Raw genomic sequence first — 21,878 nt, 5'->3', positions numbered from 1 at the left:
AAGAGGTTTTATTTTTACCCGCCAAACTTTTTTGCAAAGTTTTTTCACACGAAACACAAAGATATAAGATAACAAGCACCTTGTCAAGGGGTTGGGAAGGGATTTTTTTTTGATGGGCAATAGTCATTAGCAATTAGTCAATGGACATTGGTTATTGGTTGCTTGGTATTAGTTGCTGGTTACCGGTTGCTGGTCAATAGTTAAGTAGTCATTGGTCATTGATTACTTGTTGCTGGTTTATAAAACAACTCATCTCTTATCTCTTAGCATATAGGTTACTGCTTATTGCTCATTGATAATTGATAATTGGTGATTGATCATTGCTCATTGTTAAAAAATTCCCCCAAATAATCTTTTAAGGTATAGCTTAAGGATGCTGCATTCTTTATTTCTTCCCCATTGCTTCATATATCGGGTATCGGGGAATAATTCGCGAAAGGCCAGATGAATTTTACGCGATAATTGGGGCGTGTGCCATATTTCATCAAAATTGACCACCTTATGAATTTTTTGAACATTACGCAATTTCATAGCTTCAAATATATCCGGGATAACAGGGTCTGGTACTATATCAGAAGACATCAAAACCTTGACCATACCAACAATATTACTCAGATTCTTTTTCCTGGAAGGATTTATTTGCAGCACACTATTTATGTAACTATCTATATCTGGCTGTTGCCGAAACAAAATAGCCATATCAACAAGCCACCCAAACCTCAAACCTCCAGTTCTGATATTGGAAGCTGCATGCGCCAACAAATGATACCCTAACCACACATGATTAAGACTATTTATTACCACTCCCTGCTTTTCGATGCGTAAGGTGTTTTTAAAGAAATCCACTCCTTTGGTATGGTATGGGTTTCCAAGAGAAAACAAACGCTGGTGTATTTCGACCAGCACACCATTATAGTTTATTGCCCTTACATGCGAATGGACTTTTTCGTGCAACACACTTCTAAAAACATAGTTTTGCCTTGCTCCAGCCTTTAACAACAGCTCTAAAGCTTTAAACCCCATCCCTTCCGGAACCAAAATATCCACATCTCCCATTGGCCTTACTCCTTCATCTTCATATATTCCGCTGGCCAAAACAATCCCTTTTAGGCCGATTACCGGAATCCCTTCCTTTCGCAGGATTTCCTGAACCTGATGATACACCTTAAGTTTTTGCTGGTTGGCAAGAGATGCCGTTATGAAATGTTTTTTCCATTCTGCAAGGTCACGCTCCTCTATATCACCCGAAATATGGTTGTTTTTATATCTATAATAACACCATGCCCCAACCCCATGAAACAATCCTAATTTAATTAAGGTATCATCAACATTTCCTGCAAACCCGGTCTGCTCCTGCCCCAATCTACATAAGGAAATTAAATCTCTTACGTGTTCTTTCTTAAAATCTATCACTCCCATTTTTCAAAAGTATATATTTTTTATCACTAGTAACCGACTAGAACTTTCTTCTAAAAATATAAAACTCTTTTGTCTCAAGCCGACGGGCTTTTATATTAATATAAACACAACTCTCTTCGCATTTTTAGCCAATCAGTAGTGTTTTTTTTTATAATTACTGATGCCATACAGAGGGATTTGTGATAGCAGATGGAAACCTGAAAAAATGTGTGCGTTAACACTATTTTATAAAATATCTTCAATTTTATTTTCAAACCACCCCTCTTCTTTAATATCTTTGTTTCTTTAATTCTAACATTTCACTTATTAAACTACAAAAATATGACAATTAGAAACACACTTATTTTATTTACCTTAGGTTTATTTCAGATCCCAATAATGGCACAACAAGGGGACATACTAAAGAGCGAAGCCATTATGTACGAAGGGCAGGAAATATATGATAAGGCAGCTGTTACTTATGAAAAAGCGGTTACTGCATATGAAAACGAAAGCAAAACAGACACTTTATCTATATTTAAAGCCGGACAAAACTACGTTCGTATAGACCAATATGTCAAGGGTATTCCTTTTTTAAAGAGATGTATTGATTTAAATTATGCAGAACCCAATGTATATTACTCCCTGTCGCAGGCATACGAAAAATTAAAAGACAGCGACAATGCCGAATCTATATTGGCTGAAGGCATTACCAAGTTCCCTGATTCAAAAGCTGATTTCACTAAAAAATTAGGTTACCTGTATTTTAATTCCGGCAAATACGAAAAAGCAGTATCATGCCTTGAAACAGCCTTGGAAAGCGAGCCAGAAAATGAAACCTTTTTATACCTATATGGCTCTTCATTGGATAAATTAAAAAAATACAATGAATCAGCAGCTGCCTTTGAAAAAATATTGGCTACAAATCCCGACCACAAGAAATCGATTACCAAATTGGGTTTAGTGTATTACAAGCAGACTGATGATTTATACAAGAAGGAGAAAAAGAGGTATGAGTCGATTAAGAATCCGTCAAGGGTAGATTACCATAACTTTAACCAGAAACTGGAAAGCATTAGCCTGGGTTATAAAAAAGCATTGCCCATGCTGGAAAAAGCACATCAAATGTCACCTAAAAACAAATCAATCATAGGCTGTTTGGCAGTTGCCTACAAGCGCCTTGACATGAAAGATAAGGAAGCTGAAATGATGAAGCTACTGAATTAAAAACTTAATATTATAAAAATAAGGATCCGCTCTTTATATCAAAGGTAAAGAACGGATCCTTTTTAATTTTTAACAACCCGGCTCATAAGCTGCCAGCCAAAAGCCATCAGCTATAAGCTATAAGCTATAAGCTATAAGCTATCAGCTATTCCATAATCCTTTCCAAACTTTTCTACCACATAATCAATATCCTTATCGCCCCTACCCGACAGGTTTACTAAAATGGTTTTATCTTTTGGAAGGTCTTTAGCCAGCTTTAGAGCATAGGCCACGGCATGTGAACTTTCTAATGCAGGTATAATACCTTCTTTACGGGCTAATTGCATAAAAGCATCAATGGCTTCTTTATCTGATATGGTTTCGTAATTAACCCGTTTAATATCCTTTAAGTAAGAATGCTGTGGTCCAACTCCGGGATAATCCAATCCTGAAGCCACAGTATTTACAGGAGCCGGTTCCCCGTTCTCATCCTGCAACAGATAGCATTTAAAACCATGAATCATCCCCGGCTTACCTAAAGAAAGGGTAGCTGCATGATCACCGGTATTAAAACTTGTACCCGCAGGCTCAACCCCGTATACCGATACACTTTCATCCTCCAAAAAGGCAGAGAACAAGCCGATGGCGTTAGACCCACCGCCCACACAAGCCACAAGATTATCCGGCAACTTGCCTGTCATCTCCAGAAACTGTTCCTTAGCTTCTCTTCCTATTATGGATTGGAAATCGCGAACCATCATGGGAAAAGGGTGAGGCCCCACAACCGAACCAATGGCATATATTTGAGTAACCGGATCTTTAACGTAAGCCTCAAAAGCCGAATCAACCGCTTCCTTCAGGGTCTTAAGCCCATGAGTAGCCGGTATAACATTGGCCCCTAAAATTTTCATCCTGACCACATTGGGGTGTTCTTTATAGATATCCACCTCTCCCATGTGAATATCACATTCGAGCCCAACAAGTGCTGCTGCCGTTGCCAGGGCCACACCATGCTGACCAGCTCCGGTTTCGGCAATAATTTTTTTCTTGCCCATTCTTTTGGCAAGTAATGCTTCTCCTAAACAGTGATTTATTTTGTGCGCTCCGGTGTGGTTCAGGTCTTCGCGCTTGAGGTAAATTTGCGCCCCTCCAATTTTTTCGGAAAGATTTTTTGCATGAAATACAGGTGAAGGACGACCAGTGTAGTGTTTTTGCAAGTAATAGAGTTCCTCTTTAAAAACAGGATCATCCTTAATTTTTTCGTAAGCCTCAGTAATCTCCTGCATCACCGGCTCAAGCATTGGTGGCACAAATCGCCCACCATACTCTCCAAAAAAACCTTCTTTATCAGGCATTACTTCTTTGGCTAATAATGACTTATCCATTGATTATTTATTTTAATATAGTTCAAGCTGAAAAAATTCAGCTACCAATTTTAATGAAATTAAATGGATTGAACAAGTCTGCATACCGTCATTAATCAGCAAGTGTGACAAAACTCATAAAAGAGATTTCCATCGAATACATTTAAGATAAAAACTGTAATGAAATGAAAATAGAGTATAACACCCTCGATTTTCTAAATTTATATTTTACCTTTGTCAAAAATTTAGTAATAGGCAACGTTTCCTTTTCTGTAACATTTTACCCGGCAATTTGACTTCCACAACTACACCAGGTATCAGTATTACCCAATTGCAAATATGTCCTTTTGCTAACTTGACTGACTATTTCAACATAGTATTGTAACTCATTTTTTTTAATTTATAAACAACTTATTTAATGGGGAGATCTCAAGAAACATTTGGAAAAAAAGAAAAAGAAAAGAAAAGACTAAAAAAACGCCAGGACAAGCTTAAACGAAAAGAGGATAGAAAATCGAATGCCGGCGGGGGTGATCTGGATAGCATGATTGCTTATGTTGATGAAAACGGCATGATTACCGATACTCCTCCTGATTTAACTAAGAAAAAAGAGATTAAAGCTGAGAACATTAAAATATCCGTATCGAAAAAAGAAGAGGAAGATCCCGTAAAAAAAGGGAAAGTTGTTTTCTTTAATGACGATAAAGGTTACGGGTTTATAATGGATTTAGAAACTACAGAAAAGTACTTTGTACATATTAATGGGTTAATTGACAAAGTAAAAGAAAATGACCAGGTTACCTTTGAGCTTGAAAAAGGACTAAAGGGCATGAACGCGGTCAGGGTACAAAAAACAACATAAATCCCCTTCCATCAGGACGAATCAAACCCCGATTTGGTTTTGACTCGTCCCGCTGGGGTTCCGTCCTGATTAATCCTTATTCCTTATCTGTTTCAAACCCGAATTACCATAATACATATTGAGACAGGCTATGCTCCAATCTTAACCGATTTTAAACTTAATTCATTTAACTTTTGGGCTGTTTGTGACCCCCGGCACTTTATTTGCAGATGCGCCGGGATGTGTCCATAAACATCATAAAAAACTTCAACTGTTTTAGGAGAAGTAAAAACTACACCTGAAAATTTACTTAAATCCTGCTTTACTATAGCTGTATTTTTTTCAATGGCATACAGAGTCTGTTGTTCGACCCAGTTACCCGCTTTTTTCAACGTGTCTGCAAGAAATTGGTTTCCCCTTTCTGATCCAGGAATAAGAATCCGCACCCCACTAACATTGTTATCCGAATAATATCGGGCCATAGCACTTGCCGATTCTTCCCCTGTCAATGGTTTTACTACAAGCCCGTAGTTTTTTAAAGCACCAGCAGTATGGCTACCAATACAGTCAACTACAATACCAGACAAATCCCTGGCATCTTTTCCGGCAGCAAACAACTCTTTAAAGAAATGAATTACCGCATGCCTACTGGTAAACACTATCCTATTGTACTTATTTAAGTTTGAAAAAACATGTTTTTTGGGTGTGAATGCATTAATTCTGATCAATGGATTATGTACCATATTCTCCTCTGCTTCCCAGTCGTTAACCGACACGCCTGTATACAGCCATTTATTGGATTGATGATGATACGCCGCCGCCGTTTTGCCCACTATGATTATAGCAGGAGATGGCAAACCAGATCCTTCTGTAATCAATTCCCTTAATGAGCCCCGATATATCTTTCGATCCTTTGAAGAAGCATTGTGAACAATGGCCACCGGTGTATTTTTATGCCAACCCTCATCTACAATCCGCATTGCCAGGTCTTGTTGCATTGAAGCACCCATATAAAAAACCAAGGTATCGGCCTGAGGTATTTTCAGCTTGCTTAAATCATGCCCCGAAAGAAACGCTACACTAGAAGCCATTGACCTTTCCGTAAATGGTATAACCGCATCAGCTGCTGCTGCAAAGGCGCTTGTTACACCAGGTATAATTTCTGAAGTTATAAACCTGCGTGCCAAAAAATGATACTCCTCGGCACCGCGCCCAAAAATTAATGGATCGCCACCTTTTAGCCTTACTACCCATTTTCCTTCTAAAGCCGCCTGATAAAGCATATTGTTTATCAACTCCTGGTCAAATTTATGCCTGCCCTTGCGTTTCCCGACATAAATTTTTTGCCCGCAAAACTTATCCAGGTATTCATGATTGGTCAGGTCATCATAAAAAATCTGGTCGGCCTTATATAGGTTAAACTCCGCTTTCCTGGTTAAAAGTGATGGATCGCCAGGACCAAATCCCGCAAGAACAACCTTGCCCCATTTTGCCCTTTCATCATAGCCTGAAAATTTAACAGCAATATCTTTGAGGCCACTTTTTCCCAGTACGGCCCAGTATTTTTTTAATTCATCATTTTTGCCAACAGGTGCTCCCTCTTTATTTAACAAAGCATACAACTCAATACCATTGGGCAAAGAATACGGCAAACTACTGGCATCCCTAACTACTAAATCAAGCTGTCCCACAGAAAGCACGGCTACATTATCTTTTTCAGGATAAATTCCTCTAACCCCGGACTCCCGGTCTATATTATCGAAAAAACTGAGCTTACAACCTTTAAGTATCTCTTCTAACTTAAATTCCACCTCTGGATTTCCCTTCCGGTTCTCTATAAAAATTTTCACATTCTCCATATCCCAAACTATTTTTTAGTTTTCAGAAAGCCACAGCTTAAGCTTATCCCTCAATTTCACAGAGGCCAGCACATCTTTTCCATCTGACCCCACTGCTACCGTCATATGCCTATCCACATAAATGGCCGGAGAAACAAAATCACTGCATGAAGGATTATCAGCCACATTTACCAAACACCCCAATGCTTTGGCATGATCTGCAATCTGCTGGTTTAAATCAGTTTTATCCGTAGTAATATACACCAACCTAAATCCCTTCAAATCATCTGGCTCATATACCTTTTCAACATACTCCACTCCCTGTATCTGTTTAATTTCCGGTAATATATCCGGAGCAATAACCCTAAAACTATTCGTAAACCTTTTAAGAAGTACAATTTTATGCAAGGCCACATTTCCCCCTCCAATGATTAATATAGGTTGATTATTAATCCTTATTGATATTGGTAAAAATTCCATCGTCATCCATTTTATTAGTTTAGTATCAATTCCATACTAATTACACGTTGAAAACATTTGTATGTAAAGAATAGTAAAGTCCAAAGTGAATGATTTGAGTATTCACTTTTTCAGGTATTTACTACTGAAACTATATAAAATACTCCGGGTCCTTTGGCTTTTCTTTTCCGTATTTTACGCGGTTCCATGCCCTTTCGTGCCAATAGTACAAGAACATTTTTGTAAAAACCTCAACTCCACTGATGGATGCAGCCAACCCAACTTTACCTGTAATAAAATAGGCTACCAAAAAAGTATCGATCGTACCGGTTGTTCTCCATGATATTGTTTTAAGTAAAGTCCTGTACCTCTTTTCTCTCATCATTTTATTTCTTTAATACCAGACTGGTAACCAACAATACCAACCCTGCTTACAAAATCACCAAACCGTTCACCTTTATTTCTTTCCTTGGCATATCGGGCCAGCAACACCTTTAACTCCTTCAGTATTTCGTCTTCCGACAAGGTTTCTCTATATAAAGTATTAAGCCTGTCCCCACTAAAACCAGCTCCCAGATACATATTGTACTTCCCGGGAGACCTTCCCACAAAACCGATCTCCCCCAGATATGGACGCCCACAACCGTTAGGACAACCCGTCATCCTTATTAAGATATCGTCATCGGTTAAGCCATTCTCATCCAAAATAACTTCAATCTTGTCCATCAAAGAAGGCAAATAACGCTCAGCCTCGGCAAATGCCATCGTACAGGTATTTAATGCCACACAGGCAATTGCATGCTTTCGGGCACCACTTAATTTATACTTTGGCCATATTTTATATTCCTTTAAAATGGACTCTATTTCAGCCTTATCCTCATCTCTGATTCCACCAATAACCAATCCCTGGTTTCCTGTTAAACGGAAATCTGATTTCCCCAAGGAGGCTATTTTCCTAAGACCTGATTTTAATTGATAATTTTCCTCATCCCTGACCCTGCCGTGCTCTACAAACAGACCCAAAAACCATTTTCCACTACTACTTTGTTTCCAGCCAAATACATCTCCATTTGATTCAAATTTGTAAGGGCGGCTATCCTCCAGTTTATATCCCAGCCTTTTTTCTAAAAGTTCTTTGAAACTTTCAGGTCCCAAACGGTCGATCGTATATTTTAGCCGGGCTTTTTTTCTATTCTCCCTGTTCCCATAATCCCTTTGTAACTTTACAACCTCTTCTACTACTTCCAATGTATTATCATAGGGAACAAAACCAATAATATCGCCCAAACGTGGATAGGTTCCAGGCTCAGTAAATGTCATTCCCAATCCTCCTCCAACAGAAATATTAAACCCCTCCAGTTGGTCATTTTTCCCAATAGCAATCAAGCCTATATCATTCGAAAAAATATCCGTATCATTATAAGGAGGTATGGCTATTGCTATTTTAAATTTACGGGGCAAGTAAGTTTTTCCATAAATAGGTTCCTCATCCCTTTTTCCATCAACAAGAAGTTTTTGGTTCAACCAGATTTCATGATACGCTGTTGTCCGCGGCAGCAAGTGGTTGCTAATATCCTTTGCCATTTGGTAAGCTGCAGGAACCAGTGGCGACAAGGACTCATTAGTGGTACACATAACATTCCTGTTTACATCACCACAGGCAGCAATTGAATCAAGCAATACATCATTGATGCCCTGCATGATCTTTTTTAAGTTTCGCTTGATAACCCCATGAAACTGAAACGCCTGTCGCGTGGTTAACTTCAATGTATTGTTACCGTATGTATTGGATAAACTATCAAAAGCCAGCCACTGCTGTGCAGAAGCTACACCCCCCGGGATACGAACCCGAATCATAAAACTATATAAAGGTTCCAGCTTTTGCTTTTTTCTATCAGCATCCAGATCCCTGTCGGTTTGCTGATAACTCCCATGGAATTTAATCAGCTGCGTATCATCAGCAGCAATTGAACCTGTAGCAATATCGGCCAGGCTCTGCTGCAGCGACCCTCTTAAATAATCACTCTGTTCCTTAATCCGTTCCACATCAGAAGGATTCCAGGAGGGTAATATTTCGTTATTTTTTATTTCTGCCATTATTCCGTATTATAAAAGATGAATGGATTAAAACTCTTTAGTAAACATCTTCCTGAAACCTTTTGGAAGACCTTAATTCTTTAAAATATGCGTATGCATCTTCAGTAGACAGACCTCCATGGATTTCTAAAATCCTGACCAGTTCTTGTTTTACATCGTTTGCCATGTTATCCTTATCACCACATAAATAAACATAAGCACCATCTTTAAGCCATTTATATACCTCTTGCCCTTTTTCCCTTAAACGATGTTGTACATATACTTTATCCTCCTGATCACGTGAAAATGCCACATCCAGGCTATTCAAAAGCCCTTTAGACCTATAGCCCAAGAGTTCTGACTGATACAGAAAATCCGTTTCAAAATGCTGGTCACCAAAAAACAGCCAGTTATCACCTGGAGCACCGTCATTCTCTCTTTGCTGCAAAAAAGACCTGAAAGGAGCAATACCCGTGCCCGGTCCAACCATAATTACTTTGGCATCGTTTTCCGGGAGCCTGAATCCCTCATTCTTCTTTATCCGCACCAATACATCATCCCCAACATTAATATCATCAGCTAAAAACGAAGAACACAAACCATTATGCTCTCTCTCATTTAACTGATAGCGCACAGCCCCAACTGTAATATGAACCTCATCAGGATTATAATCATAGCTAGAGGATATGGAATACAAGCGAGCCGGGAGCTTCCTTAAGATCCCCGTTAAACCGGCAGCATTAATACCAACAGGATATTCGTTTATCAAATCAAGGAAATCATGGCCATACAAATACTCTTTTAGCAAACCAACATCACCAATTAAATCATCCAGCTTAGTATTTTTGGCATACCCGGCATAATTTTTCAGAACCTGTGGGGTGAGCACGGTAAGCTCAAATCTTGACACCAAGGCCTCCTTTATGGTTATTTCCTCATTTGCCACAGTAACCAGTTCATTTTCATCAATATTTAGTTTGTGCAAAACTGAATGAACCAATTCCTTATTGTTCTTTGCAATCACCTCCAGGGCATCCCCAGGTTCATAGGCCAAACCTTTATCCTCAATATCAAATTCTATATGATAGGTTTCCTTGTGCGACCCAGCCCCGTTCAGCAGTATTTTTTCAAGCACCTCTGCTTCGGTCCACTGATCAGGACTCGCCAATTTATCATCCTCTTCTCCATGATTAAACACTCCAGGCGATCCATTTGCACTTGAAAATGCAGCAATAAGACCGGGGAATATAGCATCAAGCTGATCTTTAAAGTCAACATCCAATTCGATAAGATCAGAAACATTGGTAGCCCCAAGCTTTTTTAGTTGACTATAAATATCCTTTCCTGTTTGGCAAAAATTAATATAACTACTGTCTCCCAAAGCAACTACAGAATAATTCAAGCTATTCAATGCCGGGGCTTTTTTTCCAAAGATATAGCCATAAAAATCTTCAGCTGAAACAGGAGGTTCGCCTTCTCCGTGTGTTGAAACAACAAGCAGCAAATTACGTTCCTCCTTCAGTTTCCTGTTTTTATAGTCGGCCAGACTACCCAAATCAATTTTCACCCCCTTGGATTGAGCTGCTACAGCAAAACGTTCTGCAACCAACTTTGAATTACCGGTATGTGTGCCATATAAAACTGTAATACTATCAGATAAGGCGGATTCAATGGTCTTTTGATCAGAGTCTTCCTCCTTTTGATTTTCAGATAACGGATTACCTGAAAACACCCCCGATTGATTAATTCCTGCCAAATATCCCGACAACCACAACCTCTGTTCCTCGGACAACCCTTTATACAAGGCCTTTGCTGTATTTATCTGCTCTTCCGTAAATATATTTTTATATCCGTCAATCATATTAATCCTAAAAAAAATGACATACCAATGGCTATTTGACAAGAAGTACCAAGTCAAACAATCAGCTTTAAAAATGTTATTAGTTAACCTGAGATAACAATCTCAATAAATGGAAAGAAAAAATATGGCACTAAAAAGATTAAAAGTGTTATATGATATATTAGTGCCATATTTAACGTGGATACTCAATAATTAAATTTCATAGCTACTCAGATACCTCTCACCCGTATCCGGCAATATTACCACAATTCTTTTCCCTTTATTCTCCGGTCGTTTTGAAACCTGCAAGGCAGCCCACAATGCAGCCCCTGACGAATACCCACACAATATCCCTTCAGCCAATGTAGCTTTGTGGCTTGTTTGAATGGCATCCTCATTTGCTACCTTCACTACCTCATCAATAATATCTGTATTAAGGTTTCCGGGAATAAAACCTGCACCAATCCCTTGAATTTTATGAGGGCCAGGTTTTCCTCCTGAAATAACCGGACTATCAAAAGGTTCCACTGCAATTATTTTTACCTGCGGATTTTTCTTTTTCAACACTTCACCAACTCCCGACAGGGTTCCTCCGGTTCCAACCCCGGCAATAAATATATCCACTTCACCGTCTGTGTCTCTCCATATCTCTTCAGCTGTTGTTTTTTTATGGTAAGCCGGGTTTGCCGGATTCTCAAACTGCTGTGGGATAAATGACTTCTCATACTCACCTGCCAATTCCTGGGCTTTTTCAATAGCACCCTTCATCCCGGCAGAAGCTGGAGTAAGCACCAACTCTGCACCAAACTTTTTCAACAATTTTCTTCTTTCAACGCTCATACTCTCAGGCATAGTAAGAATAAGGCGATAACCTTTTACGGCTGAAACCAAAGCCAGTCCGACACCGGTATTACCACTTGTGGGCTCAATGATCACAGTATCCTTATCTACTTTACCTTGCTTTTCGGCATCATCAATCATTGAAAAAGCAACACGATCCTTCACTGAGCTTGCCGGATTATAGAATTCAAGCTTGGCCAACAACTGTGCCCCACCTTCATTTAGTCGGTTAATTTGCACCAAAGGGGTATTCCCAATCAGTTCGGTAACATCTTTTGCAATCTTGGTCATATTTGTATGTTTTAATTAATTCATCTTCCACACACAACACTGTGTCCGGGTAAATCTACTATTATATATAATTTCAATATTTAAAGAATTCAGGGTTTATAAAGCTACATATAAATACTATATGATACTCGCCACCTTTCTCCTTTCTCTAACATTACAACACAAAATTAGAGCATGGGTTCAACATATACAATAGCAAAACATCCTATTACCATACCATTTACGTATGCTTTAGATAACAAACAAAAACACACCCACAACCCTAACTATTTGACATATCAATATTTAAATACACCACAACCTGCTCTTTCAAGCCCTCTTCATTTATCACACTTATTTGATAGGTTTTACACAACACACCCATTCCTTTCATCTAAAGTATTGCCCATAGCTCACAATCAACAGCCTAAGGCAACCCTCAACATAATTTTAGAATATTACCACACCTGTTAATGGTTTTATCAAAAAAAGTGTTTTTTTTTGAAACCTTATTACATCCAGCCAAGTTTAACGCCTAAACTTCGCCCAACAATCAGAAAACAGAAAAATAGAAGAAGAAAGCATGTTGAAAATTTTAATTGTATTTGTCTTTGCCATTATTACGGGAACCTTAGTTTTAAGAGCACTATTTAAAAACAGCATATTTTTACCCATCGGGATTATCTGGATAGCCAACGTGTTTTTTACGGTTATCAACAGCAAAATACATTATGTTTATCCTGAAGCATACCCATTTTGGGCAGCTCTGGTTTCAGGCCTGTCAGTAACTGCAATTTTATTATTTATAGTTTCACGATGGATAAGGATACCATTAGCGCGATTAATTGAAAGTATCAAGATTTTAAGTTCCGGAGATATAAACACCTCACAAAAGGAAGAATTAAAAAGGAACTACAAAGGAGAATTAAACACCTTAAAGAATAGCATCATAAATCTTTCAGAAATATTCAAGACTTCATTGTCGAGCATTAACCATTCGGCAGTAGATGTTGACAAAATGGGACAAGAAGCCAACCATATAGCTCAAACACTTTCGAAGGGGAACAACGAGCAGGCCAGTTCCATAGAAGAAATATCTGCATCAATGGAAGAGATGAATGCCAATATTAATTCTTCAAATGAAAATGCTTCCAAAACATTTCAGTCAACATCTGAAACCAATGAAAAGATTAAAATGAGCGCCAACAGCGCAAGCGAATTAAACAAGGCTATTTTATTAATTGCCGAAAAAATTAAAGTAATTGATTCCATTGCTACCGAAACCAACTTATTGGCACTAAACGCAGCCATAGAAGCTAAACAAGCAGGAGAAGCTGGTGCAGGATTTTCGGTAGTGGCCAGCGAGGTAAAAAAGCTAGCCGAAACAAGCAAAAAGGCAGCTGACGATATCCAGTCGCTGACAACAAAAGGGCTCAACCTTTCAGAGTGGGTAAACCAGCAACTTGAAGATGCAATCCCTTCCATGGAGACAACCATGAATTTAATGGAAGAAATTTCGGTCTCAAGCCAGGAGTTAAAATCGGGTTCAGACCAGGTTACTTCGGCAATAAACAGCATTAACAGCATTACCCAAAGCAACGCAAAGCTTGCCGAAGAAATGAACCACAACTCTGGGAAACTTTCGAACCAATCGAATCAATTAATAAAGAATATCGACTTTTTTAAGTTTTAAAAGCCATTAACCACTTTAACAAATTGGCTGGCACCTCTGTTTTCAATATCCCGGTGCTGCAAGGGCACAATATTGAAAGCAGGGCATCAGATGTAATACATCAAGCTTTCGTTCAGGTTCCTATATTCTTTTTGAATATCCAATAGTGTTTTGCCAGCCATAATTTTTACCATATTTTCAATGGTTTGGTTTAAAACCAGGCTAACCGCTTTCTGATTATTCGAATCATCTTCATTTACAGGCAACTGTTTTTTAAAACTGTTTTCCAGACACTCATACACCATATACAGAGTAATTTTATCCGGAGTTGTATTTAACCGGTAGCCCCCACCTGCACCCTTTTTTACCTCCAGCATTCCACTCTTTTTTAACGCAACCGCAATGGCTTCCAAAAACTTCATTGGAATATCGTGCCTCAAAGAAATTTGATAAATACCCATATACCTTTTAGGGCTCAACTCGGCCAAAGCCAGTAAAAACCTTAATCCATATTCCGTTTTTTTTGAAATTTTCATAAACTGTAATTTTTTGTCCCCTACTAATACATATAAACCTAAAGCCATAAACTAAAAGGCCTCACCAAGGGTAAAAAACACACCACTATCACCCCTGTTTGTCATACCATAATCAATCCTAAAACTCAACTTCTCATTTTCTAAAACCCTTATTCTTAAACCTGCACCTCCCATCACATGCATATCTTCCAACATTGAAGAGCCAAGTTTATCAAACACATTCCCAACTCCAGAAAACACCTCACAGCCCAGTCGCCACCATAAACGGGAACGAAAAGCTGCCTGCACATAAAAACTATGGTTGTCAAGATATTTATATGGATGGGAAATCCCCCTGAACAGCCTTTTCCCTCCTATTTCCGACATGCGGTAAAAGGGAACATCTCCGGCTGTTGACTTGACCACTGCCTGCATGGCTATAACCTGCTCATTTTTTCCTAAATCAACATAGGTTCTGTAATCAAATTTAAATGTAGAAAAATCATAATCGCCCAAAGCCCGGAAATAATTAAGGTAACTACTCTCAAAAAACATCCCCCGCATCGGGTAAATAACACTATTCCTATTATCATAAGTAACCGACGGCCCTACACCGGCCACCCAGGCATCACGATACCCCCTGACTGAAGGATTAAAAACCAGACCATCTATATTTTTTATATTGTATGAACTAAAGTCATAATTAACCCCAAGAAACCACTTATCCCGAACAATCTTCATGATCCGACCGGTAAACTCCAGCTTATTCTCTTCAATATCCGAAAAAACACTTTTATCAGATGAATTCCCCAACAAATAGAACTTATCCGGCATATGCTGAACCATCCATTTCGTTTTCAGATACCAGTTATTTTTTGTGTAAAATTTTGACGACAGGTAAAACTCATACATCCCCGATGTGGAAAATTCACCCGAAACCGATATATTGGAAGGCCTATAAAAGCCTTGCCCCTCCTCTTTACCACCCAGATAAAACCTCCAGGATGGCAATAGGCCAATACTGAGCCCGGTCCGGTTCTCATACCCCGCAACAGGTAAAAAAAAGAAAGTTGAATTTTCTCGCTCTATGGTAATAAGATCAATCCCCCACTCTGTAAGTGAAGTCAGGCCATTCACCAAACCAGACGAACTCCTGGGCGTACCTGTTTTGTATTTACTTCCTTCTACAACCTGCGCCGATACCCCTATCGAACCAATACACAAAAGCAACAGCAACAATATCCTGTACATATCTGAGACTTCTTTTATATTTTTGAAAGAGCCTGATTAAAGTCGTCTATTAAATCTCCAGCATCCTCAATCCCTACAGAAATCCTCAACATCGTATCCCTGATCTTCATGGATTTTTTTTCATCATCTCCAAATTCGCAATATATTGTTGACTCAGGATGTATTATCAAAGTCTTGTTGTCGTTCAAATTAGTTGCCCGGCGTACTATTTCCAAATGGTTTAAAAATTCGAAACATTTATCTTTCGTATCCAGATCTATGGTCATAACCGCCCCCGGTTTCCCTGAAAATTGTGAAGAACTTAATGTATAATATTTATTAGATGGTAATCCGGGATAATTTACCGAGCTCACCTTTGGATGGTTTTCAAAAAACTCACCCAAGGCCAAACAATTTTCAACACAGCGGTCTACCCTTAAAGCCAGTATATCCAGTCCCAAATTAAAAAAATGAGCAGCATGGGCAGTCATACAACCTCCCAAATGCCTGAATATCTCCTTTCTCACCCTGGTCAGAAAGGCATTCTTCCCAAACTTATCAGCCCAGCATGATAAGGCCGGCAGATGTCCCCAATCATATAATCCATTATCAATAATCACCCCTCCTACAGCTGCAGCACCACCAGACATGAATTTTGTAGATGACATTACCTCTACATCAACACCCAATTGCGCTGAATTGAAAACATAAGGAGGCGTAATGGTGCTGTCAGCAACTACAACAACCCCTTTTGAATGAGCCAATTTGCACAATTCACTCACATCCACAACTTCCAACTGAGGATTGGTAATGGTTTCAAAGAACAGAACACGCGTATTTGAATCCATGCGGCTCCCAACTTCATCCATATTCCCCATATCAACAAAGCGAACATCAATACCCCATGAGGGCAATGTTTCCTTAAGCAAAGCATACGAATGGCCAAACAACTGGTTTGACGCCACAATATTACCATCTTTTTCAACCAGGGCCAGCAAGGCATTGGATATGGCAGCCATGCCCGATGCCAATGCCACAACACCATGAGCACCAGTCAACCCACACAATTTTTTTTCAAAAAACTCAACGGTAGGATTAGATGTTCTGCTGTAGGCATGTGCAAAATGCTTCCCTTCAAAGGCATCACGAATCTCCTCAGCCGAACCAAACTCATAGGCAACTCCATCATATACAGGCATATGTAATGCATTATAAGCATCCTCCTTAGGAAATTCTGCATGCAAAGACTTTGTTGTGAATCCTTTTTTACTAGTCATGAAATATTTCTTTTTTTTATAATTTACAATCGCTAAAATCACCTCAACACCTCTACATCCCCGGGAGCAACAGGCTCAAACTCACCACCACTCATACTCCGGATATAATTTAGCACCGAAGCTATATCTCCATTGCTCAAATTTTTATAACTGGCCATTACCCCATTATAATCTTCACCCTCAACTTTTATCGGACCACTTAATCCATTAAGAAGCACTTTGATAAGATATCCCTTATCCCCTTTGGTTCTTTTTGTATTAACAACTGGTGGATAATATCCTGAAATCCCTTGTCCTTTGTCCTGATGACAAACTTTACAGTTCTTCTCGTACACCAGTTTACCATGCCCTAAATCTACCTCACTAATCTTAGTGGTACCTTGGGAATCATGTACGGACACCCTATTTTCAGATGAACCACTACATGAACATAACAAAACTGCAAACAAGGGCAGCAAAATACAAAATGATTTACAAAACATACATATTTATTTTTTTAAAACTTTTTATACTAAAAAACGTTATAAATTCCGAACAGTGTATATAACTATATTGTAAAACATTAACAAGCACCTTTCAAATTTGTTTATAGAAGAAATCCTTTACCATTAACAAAAGAAAAAACCTTAACTCAATAAATGTTTTATATATATTTGCGCACTCAAAATTTTTATGCAACATGACGGTTAGATTAAGATTGATATCAGGAGAAGATGATGATTTTTTTAGAGACATTGAAATCAGTAGTGAGTCTACTTTTTTAGAACTACATAACTTTATTCAACAACTTCTAAATTTCGAAGAGGGACAGATGGCATCTTTCTTTATTACCGATGCTGAGTGGCACAAAAATGAAGAGATCACATTAATGGACATGGCACTCGATGAATCGAGTGATTCAAATATTATGGCAGAAACAAAAATTGGTCAGTATATTACCGAAAACAAGCAACGCCTGATATATGTGTTTGATTTTTTTAATGAAAGGAACTTGTTTATAGAATCTTTTGACATTACGAACACAGAATGCCACAAAACCCAATGTATCAATTCAGCAGGCGAACCTCCCAGACAACTGGATTTAAACGACATCCTGGGCGAAGGCAGCCAGGAGGAAAACCTGATGTCAAATGATTATGACATAGATGAATATCTGGACCACCCGGACAGCGATTTTGATTCCGACTCAATGATATCATACACAGACGATCTGGAAGATTTGTAATCGTAAAGCGACTGTTGAACTGAATCTCATTGCAATGCAAAAACATTTAATAGTTATTGTTGGCCCAACCGGGATTGGCAAAACCAAAACTGCTATTAAGATAGCACAACACTATAACACTGAAATAATATCAGCTGATTCCAGGCAGATCTTTAAAGAACTAAAGATTGGTACTGCTGCCCCTACCCAGGAAGAACTCAATACTGTTATCCACCACAACATTGCCACACGCTCCATCACCGATTATTACAGTGCATGGGAATTTGAGAAGGATGCACTGGAAATATCGTCTAATCTATTTAAAACACACGACCAGCTCTTGCTCACTGGTGGTTCAATGATGTATATTGATGCCATTTGCAAAGGCATTGACGATATCCCTACTATTGACAAAGAACTAAGGGATGAATTACAAAACCAATATATCACACAGGGAATTGATTACTTCAGAAGGCAACTAAAACAGTTAGATCCTGAATTTTACCAACAAGTAGACCTCCAAAACCACAAAAGGGTAATTCATGCTGTTGAAATATGTCTGATGACAGGAAAACCATACAGTTCCCTTAGAACCAACACCATAAAAAAAAGGCCATTCCACATTATAAAAGCAGGCCTTGAGCTGGATAGAGCCGATGTGTACAACAGAATAAACTTGCGTGTAGATAAAATGGTACAAATGGGACTGATAGATGAAGCCCGGGAATTCTACACCCACAAAGAGTTAAACTCATTAAACACCGTAGGTTACAAAGAAATATTTGCTCATTTTGATGGTGAATACGACATAAATAAAGCCATTGAACTAATTAAAAGAAATACACGGCGGTATGCAAAGAAGCAATTAACCTGGTTTAAAAAGGATCAGGAAACTCTTTGGTTTAAGCCAGATAATATCAGTGAAATAATTTCATATATTGACAGCAAAATTATAAATTGCCCTACCTAAACATCCTTTTAAGACATTTTTTTTCACCGGGCATATTTTTTTTAACGAATCTCACGGTTTACATTTTTTTGCCCGGTGTTTTCTTTTTGTATTTTTCGAGATTACACCATTAATGCTCTAAATACTTGCTTCTATAATGGTATGAAAAGAATCCGTTGACCACATAGCCTTATCAAAAGAAGAATAAAAAGAGACCTGTGAGAAATACTTTTCCAATATTCTTTCAATCTCATACTTTAACAACGGTATTAACTGCACGCTTTGCCTACAAACTGAATTATCTGACTTTGCTATCAGATTTGTCGTAAAATCAATAGCATTATCATCCCGATAACCATATAACCTCTCAAAAATATAATGATCGCTTTCGATTGTTGGCAAGGATCCCACCCTGCTTTCCATAACTCTATCGTAATTAACAATTTGCACCAATAATTTCCCGGCATCCTTTAGCAATTGCGACGAAGACAAAACAAACTGCTCCACATCTTTTAAACTTGGCAAATGTGCCAGGGTATTTCCAAAACAGTATACTATATCAAAAGTTTTCTGCGGAAACAAACCATCCATCTTTAACAAATCACCCTGCAAAAACTTCGCATCTATAGCCTGGGGACATTTTTCAAGAGCCCTATTCACCATATCCACATCCAAATCAAAAGCTCTCACTGAAGCACTCCTCCTTCCCAAAGCAATTGCCAGACTCCCAGTACCACAACCGGCATCCAACATTTTCTTCCCTCCCAATTGTGAAAACATTTGCTCAATAAAGCAAACCTGCTGTTGGTTTAATGGAAATATTTCGTCGTAAGCACTAACTATATCGTGATAGAAAGACATATTATTATTTTTATCCATTAATTACACTTAAAACATCCGGCAAAAAGCCAGGAACTATTTCAACACTTTCTCAATTTGATACTTATTGCGCTCAGGACTATTTCTGGAAACCAACTCGGCAAGAAAACCAGCTACAAACAACTGCGTACCGATAATCATACACGCCAGGGCAATATAAAAATAAGGACTGGAGGTAAGCAATGCCTGCGGTATATCATGATACACATAATACAATTTCCTGATCCCAAGATAAACTGATGAAAAGAAACCTACCATAAACATCAAGGTACCCAATCCCCCAAAAAGATGCATCGGGCGCTTGCCGAATTTTGAGATAAAAGTAACCGATAAAAGATCAAGAAACCCTTTTAGAAACCGCTCTACCCCAAACTTAGAAACACCATATTGGCGTTCCCTATGAATTACAACCTTCTCTCCAATCTTGCCAAATCCATTTCTTTTTGCCAAAATTGGAATATAACGATGCATTTCACCATATACTTCCACACTTTTTACTACCTCTTTGCGGTATGCTTTCAAACCGCAATTAAAATCATGAAGCTTTATACCAGAAACCCACCTTGCAGTGCGGTTAAACAATTTACTCGGAATAGTTTTCCCTAGCGGGTCGTGGCGTTTCTTTTTCCATCCACTCACCAGATCATACCCTTCATCTATAATCATCCGGTACAATCCGGGAAGTTCATCAGGATTATCTTGTAAATCAGCATCCATAGTAATCACTACATCGCCTCTTGCCGCATCAAAACCACTATAAAGCGCTGCAGATTTCCCATAGTTACGCCTAAATTTTATTCCCCGCACCTCTTTATTTTCAGAAGCAAGCTCTTCAACAACTTCCCATGACGAATCATTACTACCATCATCAACAAACAACAGTTCATAGGATATTTCATTTTCTTTCAATACTTTATTCACCCAATCAAAAAGCTCTTTCAACGACTCTTCTTCGTTAAACAGGGGCACGACTATAGATAAATCCATAATATGTTAATTTACAACAATATTCAGGTTAGGCTAAAACCATAACCTAACCTGACACAATATTTTACTTTTCGCTTATATTTAGATTAAAAGGTGGGTTCCGGATCTTTCTTTACAATTGCAGCAATCACCAATGAAAACACAAAAGCCCAAAAAACAGCTCCAACAACTGTCATCACCGATACTGATGCCGGACTAAGAAAAATATTCAAAATACCTTCTGCCTGCTCCAACTGAGCCTCTGTAGTTCCCTGCTCCAAGGCTTTCTCTTGCGAAATAGCAACTAATTTTTCATGAACGGAAGGATCTATTATGGTATATAAAACATAAGAAAAAACACCATATATCACACCTCCCACAAGACCTATTAGAGTAGACAAACCCAGTCCCTGACCATATTTCAAAAAACCACTGTTTATTTTTTCTTTATAATGTTTTAAACCCAAAACCAGTATGGCAATTAATATTGCATACCAAACCAATCCCACTACCACATTACCCATTAAACCACCATAATTTACAATAAGCAAGTTAAGGACTGAAGCCAAACCAAGATACAAGCCATAAGTTAATACTGTAGATGATTTAGGCGCTGATAAGTGTTCCATAATTTTATTTTTAACGTTAGTATTTGAATACATTCAAAGATAATGTTTAAACACAAATAATTGTAAAATTTCCGAACTACTTATCAAAAGAATTAAAGAGTCAATAAAAAAAGCCACCAGAACTAAATCCGATGGCTTTTATTTGAGCGGGAGACGGGATTCAAACCCGCGACCCTTAGCTTGGAAGGCTAATGCTCTATCAGCTGAGCTACTCCCGCTTATTATTATTTTAAGAGCCAATAGAGGGACTCGAACCCACGACCTGCTGATTACAAATCAGCTGCTCTAGCCAGCTGAGCTACATTGGCAATACTATTGTTAAAACCAGTCGTTTCTGGTTTTGTGGGGAGAGCAGGATTCGAACCTACGAAGACGAAAGTCAGCGGAGTTACAGTCCGCCCCAGTTGGCCACTTTGGTATCTCCC

The 21,878-nt window shown here is 38.5% G+C and carries 20 protein-coding genes and 3 tRNA genes; 5 read left to right on the top strand and 18 right to left on the bottom strand.

The features are described from left to right. Positions 1 to 330: 330 nt before the first annotated feature. On the bottom strand, positions 331 to 1,419 hold the full coding sequence (locus OM074_RS19620; RefSeq protein ID WP_301202321.1) for a nucleotidyltransferase family protein: 1,089 nt from the start codon (positions 1,417 to 1,419) through the stop codon (positions 331 to 333). Positions 1,420 to 1,740: 321 nt separating this feature from the next. On the opposite strand from OM074_RS19620, the gene OM074_RS19615 reads away from it, so the two are divergent. Next, entirely contained in the window at positions 1,741 to 2,625 is an 885-nt protein-coding gene (locus OM074_RS19615) for a tetratricopeptide repeat protein (protein WP_301202320.1), read from the top strand. 131 nt (positions 2,626 to 2,756) lie between these two features. Here the strand turns inward: OM074_RS19615 and trpB are convergent, their stop codons facing one another. Next, on the bottom strand, positions 2,757 to 3,989 hold the full coding sequence (gene trpB, locus OM074_RS19610) for a tryptophan synthase subunit beta (RefSeq protein WP_301202319.1): 1,233 nt from the start codon (positions 3,987 to 3,989) through the stop codon (positions 2,757 to 2,759). A 397-nt stretch (positions 3,990 to 4,386) separates the two neighbouring features. On the opposite strand from trpB, the gene OM074_RS19605 reads away from it, so the two are divergent. After that, entirely contained in the window at positions 4,387 to 4,830 is a 444-nt protein-coding gene (locus OM074_RS19605) for a cold-shock protein (RefSeq protein WP_301202318.1), read from the top strand. Between the two features lie 128 nt (positions 4,831 to 4,958). On the opposite strand, the gene cobA is transcribed toward OM074_RS19605, so the two are convergent. The 6 genes from cobA to cysK form a co-directional block, all read right to left on the bottom strand. Beyond that, positions 4,959 to 6,668, bottom strand: coding sequence for a uroporphyrinogen-III C-methyltransferase (gene cobA, locus OM074_RS19600; protein WP_301202317.1), 1,710 nt, complete (start codon positions 6,666 to 6,668; stop codon positions 4,959 to 4,961). Between the two features lie 15 nt (positions 6,669 to 6,683). Next, positions 6,684 to 7,127, bottom strand: coding sequence for a precorrin-2 dehydrogenase/sirohydrochlorin ferrochelatase family protein (locus tag OM074_RS19595; RefSeq protein WP_301202315.1), 444 nt, complete (start codon positions 7,125 to 7,127; stop codon positions 6,684 to 6,686). 130 nt (positions 7,128 to 7,257) lie between these two features. Next, positions 7,258 to 7,491: a DUF2061 domain-containing protein gene (locus tag OM074_RS19590; RefSeq protein WP_301202314.1), complete on the bottom strand. Its 234-nt coding sequence runs from the start codon at positions 7,489 to 7,491 to the stop codon at positions 7,258 to 7,260. Next, a complete protein-coding gene (locus OM074_RS19585) occupies positions 7,488 to 9,203 on the bottom strand; it encodes an NADPH-dependent assimilatory sulfite reductase hemoprotein subunit (RefSeq protein ID WP_301202313.1) in 1,716 nt (571 codons plus the stop codon). Before OM074_RS19585 ends, OM074_RS19590 begins: the two co-directional genes overlap by 4 nt. Before the next feature lie 37 nt (positions 9,204 to 9,240). Beyond that, positions 9,241 to 11,043 carry an assimilatory sulfite reductase (NADPH) flavoprotein subunit gene (locus tag OM074_RS19580; RefSeq protein ID WP_301202312.1) on the bottom strand — a complete coding sequence of 601 codons (1,803 nt, stop codon included), beginning with the start codon at positions 11,041 to 11,043 and terminating at the stop codon, positions 9,241 to 9,243. Positions 11,044 to 11,235: 192 nt separating this feature from the next. Then, entirely contained in the window at positions 11,236 to 12,153 is a 918-nt protein-coding gene (gene cysK / locus OM074_RS19575) for a cysteine synthase A (RefSeq protein ID WP_301202311.1), read from the bottom strand. A gap of 562 nt (positions 12,154 to 12,715) precedes the next feature. Here cysK and OM074_RS19570 point away from each other — a divergent pair. Next, the gene (locus OM074_RS19570; protein WP_301202310.1) at positions 12,716 to 13,825 is read left to right on the top strand and encodes a methyl-accepting chemotaxis protein; all 1,110 of its coding nucleotides are present in this window, start codon (positions 12,716 to 12,718) and stop codon (positions 13,823 to 13,825) included. 86 nt (positions 13,826 to 13,911) lie between these two features. Here OM074_RS19570 and OM074_RS19565 read toward each other — a convergent pair whose 3' ends face one another. From OM074_RS19565 to OM074_RS19550, 4 genes are read right to left on the bottom strand one after another with little or no spacing between them, the layout of a single operon-like run. After that, entirely contained in the window at positions 13,912 to 14,340 is a 429-nt protein-coding gene (locus OM074_RS19565) for an RrF2 family transcriptional regulator (RefSeq protein WP_301202309.1), read from the bottom strand. Positions 14,341 to 14,391: 51 nt separating this feature from the next. After that, positions 14,392 to 15,570 (bottom strand): BamA/TamA family outer membrane protein, encoded by a 1,179-nt coding sequence (locus OM074_RS19560; protein WP_301202308.1) that lies wholly within the window; start codon positions 15,568 to 15,570, stop codon positions 14,392 to 14,394. A 14-nt stretch (positions 15,571 to 15,584) separates the two neighbouring features. Next, positions 15,585 to 16,826, bottom strand: a complete 1,242-nt coding sequence (locus tag OM074_RS19555; RefSeq protein ID WP_301202307.1) for an aminotransferase class V-fold PLP-dependent enzyme — start codon at positions 16,824 to 16,826, stop codon at positions 15,585 to 15,587. A gap of 38 nt (positions 16,827 to 16,864) precedes the next feature. Continuing rightward, the gene (locus OM074_RS19550; RefSeq protein WP_301202305.1) at positions 16,865 to 17,308 is read right to left on the bottom strand and encodes a c-type cytochrome; all 444 of its coding nucleotides are present in this window, start codon (positions 17,306 to 17,308) and stop codon (positions 16,865 to 16,867) included. A gap of 197 nt (positions 17,309 to 17,505) precedes the next feature. Here OM074_RS19550 and OM074_RS19545 point away from each other — a divergent pair, with 197 nt between their 5' ends. Both OM074_RS19545 and miaA read left to right on the top strand, forming a co-directional pair. Beyond that, a complete protein-coding gene (locus tag OM074_RS19545) occupies positions 17,506 to 18,051 on the top strand; it encodes an IS1096 element passenger TnpR family protein (RefSeq protein WP_301202303.1) in 546 nt (181 codons plus the stop codon). Between the two features lie 34 nt (positions 18,052 to 18,085). After that, a complete protein-coding gene (gene miaA / locus OM074_RS19540) occupies positions 18,086 to 19,000 on the top strand; it encodes a tRNA (adenosine(37)-N6)-dimethylallyltransferase MiaA (RefSeq protein WP_301202302.1) in 915 nt (304 codons plus the stop codon). A gap of 117 nt (positions 19,001 to 19,117) precedes the next feature. Here miaA and OM074_RS19535 read toward each other — a convergent pair whose 3' ends face one another. From OM074_RS19535 to OM074_RS19510, 6 genes are all read right to left on the bottom strand, one after another. Beyond that, complete coding sequence (locus tag OM074_RS19535) at positions 19,118 to 19,858, bottom strand: class I SAM-dependent methyltransferase (RefSeq protein ID WP_301202301.1); 741 nt, start codon at positions 19,856 to 19,858, stop codon at positions 19,118 to 19,120. Between the two features lie 36 nt (positions 19,859 to 19,894). Next, entirely contained in the window at positions 19,895 to 20,845 is a 951-nt protein-coding gene (locus OM074_RS19530) for a glycosyltransferase family 2 protein (protein WP_301202300.1), read from the bottom strand. Between the two features lie 86 nt (positions 20,846 to 20,931). Then, positions 20,932 to 21,453, bottom strand: coding sequence for a DUF4199 domain-containing protein (locus OM074_RS19525; protein WP_301202299.1), 522 nt, complete (start codon positions 21,451 to 21,453; stop codon positions 20,932 to 20,934). Positions 21,454 to 21,598: 145 nt separating this feature from the next. Further along, positions 21,599 to 21,671: transfer RNA gene (locus OM074_RS19520), tRNA-Gly, on the bottom strand. A 16-nt stretch (positions 21,672 to 21,687) separates the two neighbouring features. Further along, positions 21,688 to 21,761 (bottom strand) — tRNA-Thr (locus OM074_RS19515). Between the two features lie 35 nt (positions 21,762 to 21,796). Beyond that, positions 21,797 to 21,878: transfer RNA gene (locus OM074_RS19510), tRNA-Tyr, on the bottom strand.

The sequence above is a fragment of the Plebeiibacterium marinum genome, assembly GCF_026013615.1.
GTDB classification, from domain to species: domain Bacteria; phylum Bacteroidota; class Bacteroidia; order Bacteroidales; family Marinilabiliaceae; genus Saccharicrinis; species Saccharicrinis marinus_A.
This window is presented reverse-complemented; position numbering and strand designations above follow the sequence as displayed.